Origin of the sequence: Mesorhizobium sp. M7A.F.Ca.CA.003.01.2.1, from assembly GCF_003998945.1 — a bacterium.
Taxonomy (GTDB): domain Bacteria; phylum Pseudomonadota; class Alphaproteobacteria; order Rhizobiales; family Rhizobiaceae; genus Mesorhizobium; species Mesorhizobium ciceri.
In genome coordinates, this window is the sequence record NZ_RZRA01001421.1 from 1 (window position 1) to 887 (window position 887).

Genomic DNA, 887 nt, shown 5'->3' on the forward strand with positions numbered 1-887 from the left:
ACGCTGATCGGCATGATTGCCGGGCTGATCCGGCCCGACAAGGGACGCATCGAGGTTGACGGCCGTGTGCTGGTCGATACCGGTGCCGGCATTTTCGTGCCGAAGCACAAGCGCCGCATCGGCATGGTGTTCCAGGACGCAAGGCTGTTTCCGCATTTGAGCGTTGCCGGCAATCTTCGCTACGGCCGCTGGTTCACGCCGCCGGCGGAGCGCTACGCCGATATCGATGCCGTCGTCGACCTGCTCGGCATCGGGCCGCTCATGAACAGGCGGCCGGCAAAGCTCTCAGGTGGCGAGAAACAGCGTGTGGCGATCGGCCGGGCATTGCTTGCCAGCCCCAGACTGCTGCTCATGGACGAACCGCTGGCCTCGCTCGACGAGGCGCGCAAGGCCGAAATCCTGCCCTATGTCGAAAGGCTGCGCGACGAGATCAAAATCCCGATCGTCTATGTCAGTCATTCGGTCGCCGAAGTGGCGCGGCTGGCCAGCGACGTGGTGATGCTGGCGCAGGGCAATGTCGTTGCCAGCGGGCCGACCGAGGCGGTGATGCAAAGGCTCGACCTGTTGCCGGCGGAGGAGCGCGGTGAGGGCGGCGCCGTGCTGGACACCAAGGTGCTGCATCACGACGAGAGTTTCGGCATGACCGTGCTCGGCTCGGCTGCGGGCGAGCTCCGGGTGCCACAGCTGGCGATGAAGACAGGTACGCCGGTGCGCATCCGTATCCGCGCCCGCGATGTGATGATCGCCACCGAAAAGCCGAGGGGTCTCAGCGCGCTCAACATCCTGCCGGGAACCATTACCGCGATGAGCCCCGGCGAGGGACCGGCGGTCGAGGGCGGTATCGACTGCAATGGCGCAACCGTGCTTTCCCGCATCACCGAACAGTC

1 protein-coding gene is annotated in these 887 nt (G+C 65.5%); it reads left to right on the plus strand.

Annotated elements, in window-relative coordinates; genetic code table 11:
- Positions 1 to 887: molybdenum ABC transporter ATP-binding protein (gene modC / locus EN969_RS33170; protein ID WP_127419850.1), on the plus strand; the 887-nt coding region annotated here is incomplete at both ends.